Origin of the sequence: Tropicimonas sp. (assembly GCF_047971885.1) — a bacterium.
In the GTDB taxonomy this organism is placed as follows: domain Bacteria; phylum Pseudomonadota; class Alphaproteobacteria; order Rhodobacterales; family Rhodobacteraceae; genus Tropicimonas.
Genome location: NZ_JBKEAE010000001.1, coordinates 1 through 7545, shown reverse-complemented (window position 1 = coordinate 7545; position 7545 = coordinate 1). Strand labels below are relative to the sequence as shown.

The following is a 7545-nucleotide window of genomic DNA, read 5'->3' as shown; positions in this document are numbered from 1 at the left end:
CAAGATCAATCTTCAGGCCACGCTCACGGCGATAAGCCCTGGGCTCAAGCCTCCCGCTCCAGCGCACCAGACTGGCAATACCCACAGAAAACCGCTCGGCCGCTTCGGAAAATGTCAGCCCTTCGCGCTCCTTGACCGCAAGAACATGACGGCGAAATGAAATCGGATAGCTCATAACTCAATGTAATCAATATTCAGTCGCTTGGATATATCGTTCCCGACCGCCAACCTCCCGGTTTTGGCGTGAAGCTCCTTCACCTCCGCCTCGGTCGCGCCGTCAGGCTTGCCGCCGCGCGCGAACACACCGGCCATGCCATCGACTGCCTGCCGCTTCCACGTGCTCACCTGGTTCGGGTGCACCTGGTGCTTCGCGGCGATCTCCTGGATCGTCCGATCTCCGCGCAACGCTTCTAGCGCAACCTGCGCCTTGAACTGATCTGTGAACTTCCGGCGTTTCGCCATCTCGTATCCCTCCAAAAGGTCTGGGATACACCTTAGCCAACTGTCCGATTTTCCAAGACCACTTCAATCATTCATAAGCCTGCTGCTCCGCACCGCCTGTCAAGGGCGGCGCGGAACGACGTCGGGGATTACATGAGCAGGTTCGCCACGCCGATGGAAAGTGCCGGCGTATAAGTGATCAGCAACAGAACGCTGACCACCACCAGGATCGGCCAGGCAAGGCTGGTGAACATCTTCTGAACCGGCATGTCGGCAACCTGCGCGGCGGCGAAGAGGTTCACCCCGAGTGGCGGCGTGAACATGCCCAGAGCCAGGTTCACCGCGATCACGACGCCGAAATGCACCGGGTCGATGCCGAAACTCATTGCCACCGGTGTCAGGATCGGCGCCAGGACCAGAATGGCGGCCGAGGTTTCGATGAACATGCCGACGAAGAACAGCAGCACGTTGATACCGAGCAGGAAGGTGATGTAGGACGAGAACGTCTCCTTCGACCAAGCTCCGACGGCATCCGGCAGGCCCGAAAGGCTGATCAGGAAGCTGAAGAGCGACGCGGCCGCAATGATGAACATCACCGCACCCGAGGATTTCGCCGCCTGACGGAACAGGGCAGGCAGTTCGGAAAGCCTGATCTCGCGATACCAGAACACCGACAGGACAAGCGCATAGACAACCGATACGGCTGCCGCCTCGGTCGGCGTGAAGATGCCGCCGTAGATGCCGCCGATGATGATGATCGGCATCAGAAGCGCCCCGAATGCCCGGTATGTCGCCTGCGGCAGCGGAACCCGGCTGTCGCCGTCGTTCCGGCCGTAACCCTTGATGCGGCACCAGATCTGCACCATCAGGACAAGCCCGAGCGCCACGGTCACGCCCGGCACCAGCCCGGCCATGAACAGCTTGGTGATCGAGGTTTCGGTCGAGACGGCATAGAGGATCAGCGGCACCGACGGCGGGATGATCACTCCAAGTTCGGCGGAGGAGGCCTGAATGGCGGCGGCCATCGGCGTCGGGTAGCCGTGTTTGACCATTGCCGGGATCAGGATCGATCCGATGGCGAAGGTGGTGGCGACCGACGAGCCCGAGATCGCCGCAAAGACCATGCAGGTCAGCACGCAGGAACTGGCCAGCCCGCCCTGTATGCCGCCGATCAGCGCCTTGACAAAATCGACCAGGCGCTCGGAGATCCCGCCGTGGGTCATGATGACCCCGGCGAGGATGAAAAACGGCACGGCCATCAGTGGAAAGCTGTCGAGCCCGGTAAACATCTTCTGCGGCACGACAAGCAGCGGCAGGTTCGAGAAGAAATGGATCGAGAAAACCGAGGCGAGCCCGATGGACACCGCAACCGGAACGGAAAGGGCAAAGAACAGGATCAGGAAGAAGGCGAGCGCGAAGTTCATGCCAGCCCCCTTTCGGCATCGGCATAGCGCAGCAGAACACCCGGGATGGCGCAGAGCGCCCCGACCGGAATGGCGTAGTAGAATACCGACATCGAGACGTTCAGCATGGCAACGCGCTGGTTCTGTACCCGTTCGGCCATCGCCCATCCGTACCAGACCAGAACGCCAAGGAAGATCAGCGTGAGCACGACGACCAGGCGGATCACCCAGATCTGCCCCTTGGGCGGCAGAAGCGAACGCAGGAAATCGATCGGAATCATCGTGCCGGTGCGAAAGGCGGCCCCGGCGACAAGAAACGTGGACCAGATGATAAGGCCGCGCGCCAGAACTTCGGACCAGACGGCTGCATCGCCGAGAATGAAGCGGGTAACCACCTGTATGAAGACAAGAATCGTGGCGAGGGCAAGCAGGAGCGCCGACAGGTTGTGGGTCAGGCGCACCAGGGCTTCGCCCGCGGTTGCAAGAGCTTTCAAGACCGTTCCTCCCATGGGGCTGACCTGCCCCTTGTAAAACCGGGGGCGCCATTTGCGGCGCCCCCGGTTCGATTTCCGGTTATTTCTGCGCGTCGCGAATGCGTTGCAGCAATTCCGGCGAGTATTTGTCGGCATATTCGTCATAAGCCGGCTGGACGGCCGAGGCCCAGGCGCCCTTGTCGATCTCGGTCACGACATCCATGCCGTTGGCACGCATTTCCTCGACCCCGGCCTGTTCCTTCGCCGCGACGGTTGCACGCGCCGCGTCGGCCGCCGCCTGTGCGGCCTGGCGAATCCAGCCCTGTTCCTCTTCGCTCAGCCCGTCCCAGTGGATCTTGGACATCACCACGGCGGCGGGCGAATAGGCGTGCCCGGTCAGGGTCGCGTATTTCTGTATTTCCCACATCTTGTTGACGGTAATGATCTGCTCGGGGTTTTCCTGCCCGTCGATGGTGCCCTGCTGAAGCGCAGTCAGCACTTCGGTCCAGCTCATCGGGGTCGGGGCGGCACCGAGCGCCTTGAAGGCCGCGATGTGCACCTCGTTCTCCATCGTCCGCAGCTTGATGCCCTGCATGTCCTCCGGCTTGGCGATGGACCGTTTGGAATTGGTAACATGCCGGAATCCGTTTTCCGACCAGGCCAGGCCGACCAGGCCAGCGTCATCGAACCTGGCGAGGATCTCCTGACCGATCGGGCCGTCGAGGATCTCGTGCGCCGATTCGTAGCTGTTGAAAAGATAGGGAAAATCGAGTGCATAAACCTCGGGGACAAAATTGCCGATCGGGCCGGTCGACGAAATCGTCAGTTCCACCGTGCCGATCTGAAGTCCCTCGATCACATCCCGCTCACCGCCGAGCGCCCCGGCGGGCTTGATCGAGACGGTGATGTCCCCGCCCGAAAGCGTTTCGATGGTTTCCTTGAAGGCGCGGCCGGCATCGCCGTAATGGCTGTCGAGCGGCGGCGTGAAACCGAGGTTCAGGTTCTTTGCCGAAGCCGGCATCGCGATTGCCGCCGCCCCGGCAAGAAGCATGGCGGAAACTGTCAGACGGGTCATACGAGTCCTCCCTTGAAATGACCGTGGATCGGGCGGCGCGCTTTGTTGCGCGCCGTTCGGTAGTGCCTGTTTCAGGTGATGCGCCTGACGCTTTCCAGGATTTCGTCGCGCTCGAAGATGCGCTTCCAGTCGTCCTTCATCAGCGCCGGCACCCCGAATTCAATCGCCTTGTTGCAGGCGTCCGAGAACACACCCTGAACCTCGCCGAAGATCACCGCGGCGAGGATGTTCATGTGGCCGAGCAGGAAATCGCGGGCGCAATCCTCCGAGACGCCGGTCTTTACCACCTCGTCCATCGCCTGCTTCATCACGGTCAGCAGCGAGGCACAGACCGTCTCCGACAGGCCGGGTTCGAGATAGGCCAGTTGCTCGACCGTGCAGCGATAGGTGTTGTTGACCGGCGCATAGATGGCGCGGGCGATCCGGTCACCAAGCTCATAATGCTCTTCCGGTCCCTGCATCAGCGCGTTGACCACACCCTGCGGAGCGGCGATACCGCCGAAATGGTCGTGCAGTTCAGCATCGGTTCCGCCATAGTTGAAGATCACCGGATGGCAGGGATGGGAGATGAAATAGGTGATGTCGGCGCGCTCGGGCAGATAGCCGGCATAGGGAGCGGCGGCATCGAGGATGACAACCATCGTGCCGGACGCAAGCTGTGGCACGAGATTTGCCGCCACCTTGCCGATCACCGTGTCGGGCACGGCAAGGATGACGACATCGGCGCCGGCGATCGCGGCGTCTGCGGGCACGGCATTTGCGCCAATCTCGGTTTTCAGACGTTCCTTGCCCGCCTCCGACACTTCGACATGCCGCACCTCGAAATCCGTCCTGGCCAGGTTCTTGCCCAGACGGATACCCATTTTTCCGCCCGCGCCGAACAATGCAACTGCTGTCATGGAATCTCCTCCAGCACTTTTCGTCTGATCTTGCAAAACTGGTATGATAAGATAACAATGTAATATGATTGTCAATAGCGGATGGATCGCGCGCCGGCCACAGCGAAACCCAGAGAGAGGAACGATGCCCGGACCCTTACAGAAAACAGCCACAGCGACCCCATGGGTCACCTGGTACGGTGACGATTTCACAGGCTCCGCCGCGGTGATGGAGGTTCTGGCCTTTGCCGGCGTGCCGACGGTGCTGTTCACCGGCATCCCGTCCGAGGCGGTCCGGGCGCGGTTCGGAGGTGCGCGGGCCATCGGCATCGCCTCCACCGCGCGGTCGAAAAGCCCGGACTGGATGGTGGAAAACCTGCCGGAACCACTGGAATGGCTGCATGCCCAGGGTGCTCCGGTCCTGCATTACAAAATCTGCTCGACTTTCGATTCGGCGCCGGATGTCGGCTCGATTGGCGCGGCGACCGAGGTGGCGCTCGGGATACGCCCGGTATCGGCGGTTCCGATGCTTACGGCGGCGCCGCAGATGCGGCGGTATCAGGCCTTCGGGCACCTTTTTGCCGGTACGCCGGAGGGTGTTTTCCGGCTCGACCGGCATCCGGTGATGTCGCGCCATCCGGTCACGCCGATGGACGAGGCGGACCTGTTGCGGCATATCACGCGTCAGACGGATCTGCCCTCGGCGCTGATCGATCTCGAGATGCTTGCGGCCGATCCGCAGGGTGCGCTCGAGGCCGCGCTGGCCGGGGGTGCACGGCTTCTTTCCATCGATTCGATGGACGCGGCGTCCGAGGAGGCCGCTGGCCGGCTGATCTGGGAAAATCGTGACCGGCTCGGTTTTGTCGTCGGCAGTCAGGGTGTCGAATACGCGCTCGTGCGGCACTGGATCGCGGCGGGGATGCTCGGCGCGGCGGCACCCGCCGGAAGTGCGGGGAAGGTCGGGGCGATTGCCGCGGTCTCGGGCTCGGTCTCGCCGATCACCGCACAGCAGCTTGCCCATGCCGGTGCGGACGGTTTTGCGCTGTTGCATTTTCCGGCAACCTGCGTCTGCGGCGCGCCCGGGGAGCAGGAAGCGCAGATCGAGCGCCTTGTGGCCGAAGGTGCCGGGGCTGCGGCGCGCGGCCTCAGCCCGCTTGTCCATTCGGCCAGCGGCCCGGACGATCCGGCGGTCGGCGCGTTCCGCCGCGCACTGTCGGAAAACGCCCTGGATGCCGGCGAGGCCAATGCCCGGATCGGAACGGCGCTCGGGCGGATCCTCGACGGTATCCTGCGCGCAAGCGGGCTGAAGCGCGCGGTGATTTCCGGCGGCGACACGTCGGGCTACGGCATGGCGCAACTGGGGCTCGAGGCGCTGGTCGCACTGGCCCCGACGATTCCCGGCGCCTCGATCTGTACCGGTCATGGCGAAAGCTTCCATGACGGGCTCGAAATCGCGCTGAAAGGCGGGCAGATGGGTTCGGAGGATTTCTTCAGCTGGGTCCGCGCCGGCGGAGGCCCGCGATAGCGGCGATGGAAACGCCCAGCGATCCCGCAACCGCCCGTGGCGCGCGCCTTCAGGCGGTACTCTGCGCCGCAGGTTTCATCCTGCTGCTTGCCGGAACCAATGCGACGACACCTCTGTTGCCGGTTTATCGCGATGTGCTGGGTTTTTCGTCGCTGACCGTGACGCTGACGTTTTTCATCTATGTCGCGGCGCTGGTATCGGCCCTGTTCATCGCCGCACACCCGTCTCTTGCGCGCCGGGCGCCTGCGATGCTGGTTGCGGCGATTGCGCTTTCATTCGCGTCGGATCTGCTACTCGCCACCGGAACGGTGCGGGGAATTCTGGCAGGCAGGATGCTTGCCGGGTTATCCGGCGGTATCGGCACCGGCGCCGCATCGGCGCTGGTTGTTGCGGCCATCGGCGTGCGCGGCAGGGCGCTGTCGGCAACCGGCAATCTGGCCGGCGCCATCCTGGGTACCACGGTGTCGGAGATCGTCCTTCAGGCGACCGGCGTCCGGGCGACCGCGCTTTGCTTTCAGTTCCATGCGGTCGCCTGCGCGCTGCTTGCCATCCCGCTTGTCGCGCTTCTGCTGGCGCGCCGGGCCGAAAACCGCCGGCTCATCGGCGGTGATTCCGCCCCGGGGGCGCCGGTACGCCCGGTGCTGAGGCGTCAGCATGCGGTGCTGATGACGGGTAGCCTGGCCTGGATTGCAATCAGTGCCGCCATCGTGTTCCTGCCCACGTACTTTTCCGATCACAACCTTCCACTGGTGCAGGCGCTGGGTATCCCGGTGCTGCTGTCCAGCAGCCTGATCGCCCAGCTTGCAACTCCCTGGCTGGCACGCCGGATGCCGTGGGTTTCGGGAATGGGCCCCCTGGCTCTGGGTGTCGCATCGATTCTCGTCGCGGCCCGGTTCGGGGCGATTTCCACCGGTGTTGCCGGCTTCGCGCTGGTGGGGGCAGGGGCCGGCCTGGCTTATCGGACGGCGTTGCTGAGGCTGACGCGCGGCGCTTCGCCGGCGACGCAGGGCCGGCTCGCATCGCTCTATGCAGCGATCACGTATTCGGTTGCGGCGGCGGTTGTCCTTTCCTGCGGCGCGCTTGCGCAGGCAGGCGACCCGTCACTGGTGATCATGTGGATCCTGCTGATATCGGGTCTGCTCGCCCTTGCCGCGATACCCGTCGCACCGCGCATCGGACCGGCGGACTGAGCCCGGGCGACGCTGCGGCGAACCGGCCTATTTCCCGAACTTCGCCAGCGACGCTGCCAGCTCCGGGTGGCTCTCTGCATAGACCGTCAGCTCGATCCCTGCCTCCGCCGCTTCCCATGCCTGGCGGATCGCCGTCACCCCGGCCTTCGCCCCCATCGGGTGGCCATGGATGCCGCCGCCGCCGAGGTACATCAGGTCGAGCCGCCCGCCCGTCCGGCGCCAGGTTTCGGGCGCCTGCCCGCCCCACTGGCCGGAGCAAACAACGGGCAGCGCCCGGTCGGCATCAGAGAAGATCGGCGTCAGGCACTCGTCGAAGCTACGCACGAAGCTGTCGTCCGGCTCCCAGTATTTCGCTGCGATGCCGTTGACCTGAAACTGGTCCACCCCGAGCAGGCGCCAGATCTTCTGATAGGCGCGAAATTCCATGCCGAGTGCCGGGTGGCGGGTCAGGATGTCCCAGCCGTTGCGATGCGCATGCAGGCAAAGCTCCGAACGCTTGCGCAGGAAGCTCATGCCGCCATAGCCGACCGAATTGATGTTGATCACCGCCGCCTGCCCGC

The 7545-nt window shown here is 63.8% G+C and carries 8 protein-coding genes; 2 read left to right on the top strand and 6 right to left on the bottom strand.

Annotated features, from left to right (window positions below; translation table 11 throughout):
* Window positions 1–171: 171 nt before the first annotated feature.
* The 5 genes from ACK5IR_RS00040 to ACK5IR_RS00020 form a co-directional block, all read right to left on the bottom strand.
* Complete coding sequence (locus ACK5IR_RS00040; RefSeq protein ID WP_416924642.1) at window positions 172–462, bottom strand: transposase; 291 nt, start codon at window positions 460–462, stop codon at window positions 172–174.
* Between the two features lie 128 nt (window positions 463–590).
* Entirely contained in the window at window positions 591–1865 is a 1275-nt protein-coding gene (locus ACK5IR_RS00035; protein WP_416924640.1) for a TRAP transporter large permease, read from the bottom strand.
* Complete coding sequence (locus tag ACK5IR_RS00030; protein ID WP_416924638.1) at window positions 1862–2338, bottom strand: TRAP transporter small permease; 477 nt, start codon at window positions 2336–2338, stop codon at window positions 1862–1864. Before ACK5IR_RS00030 ends, ACK5IR_RS00035 begins: the two co-directional genes overlap by 4 nt.
* Before the next feature lie 79 nt (window positions 2339–2417).
* A complete protein-coding gene (locus ACK5IR_RS00025) occupies window positions 2418–3392 on the bottom strand; it encodes a TRAP transporter substrate-binding protein (RefSeq protein ID WP_416924636.1) in 975 nt (324 codons plus the stop codon).
* Window positions 3393–3463: 71 nt separating this feature from the next.
* Window positions 3464–4291, bottom strand: coding sequence for a phosphogluconate dehydrogenase C-terminal domain-containing protein (locus tag ACK5IR_RS00020; RefSeq protein WP_416924634.1), 828 nt, complete (start codon window positions 4289–4291; stop codon window positions 3464–3466).
* 124 nt (window positions 4292–4415) lie between these two features.
* Here ACK5IR_RS00020 and ACK5IR_RS00015 point away from each other — a divergent pair, with 124 nt between their 5' ends.
* Both ACK5IR_RS00015 and ACK5IR_RS00010 read left to right on the top strand, forming a co-directional pair.
* Window positions 4416–5795, top strand: a complete 1380-nt coding sequence (locus ACK5IR_RS00015) for a four-carbon acid sugar kinase family protein (protein ID WP_416924632.1) — start codon at window positions 4416–4418, stop codon at window positions 5793–5795.
* A gap of 5 nt (window positions 5796–5800) precedes the next feature.
* A complete protein-coding gene (locus ACK5IR_RS00010; RefSeq protein WP_416924630.1) occupies window positions 5801–6985 on the top strand; it encodes an MFS transporter in 1185 nt (394 codons plus the stop codon).
* A 27-nt stretch (window positions 6986–7012) separates the two neighbouring features.
* Here ACK5IR_RS00010 and ACK5IR_RS00005 read toward each other — a convergent pair.
* Window positions 7013–7545, bottom strand: a 533-nt coding sequence (locus ACK5IR_RS00005; protein ID WP_416924628.1) for a RuBisCO large subunit C-terminal-like domain-containing protein, incomplete at its 5' end; no start/stop codon positions are given.

Coding starts and splice junctions, on each gene's coding strand:
- ACK5IR_RS00040 (WP_416924642.1), bottom strand. CDS start 462: ATGGCGAAACGCCGGAAGTTCACAGATCAGTTCAAGGCGCAGGTTGCG.
- ACK5IR_RS00035 (WP_416924640.1), bottom strand. CDS start 1,865: ATGAACTTCGCGCTCGCCTTCTTCCTGATCCTGTTCTTTGCCCTTTCC.
- ACK5IR_RS00025 (WP_416924636.1), bottom strand. CDS start 3,392: ATGACCCGTCTGACAGTTTCCGCCATGCTTCTTGCCGGGGCGGCGGCA.
- ACK5IR_RS00020 (WP_416924634.1), bottom strand. CDS start 4,291: ATGACAGCAGTTGCATTGTTCGGCGCGGGCGGAAAAATGGGTATCCGT.
- ACK5IR_RS00015 (WP_416924632.1), top strand. CDS start 4,416: ATGCCCGGACCCTTACAGAAAACAGCCACAGCGACCCCATGGGTCACC.
- ACK5IR_RS00010 (WP_416924630.1), top strand. CDS start 5,801: ATGGAAACGCCCAGCGATCCCGCAACCGCCCGTGGCGCGCGCCTTCAG.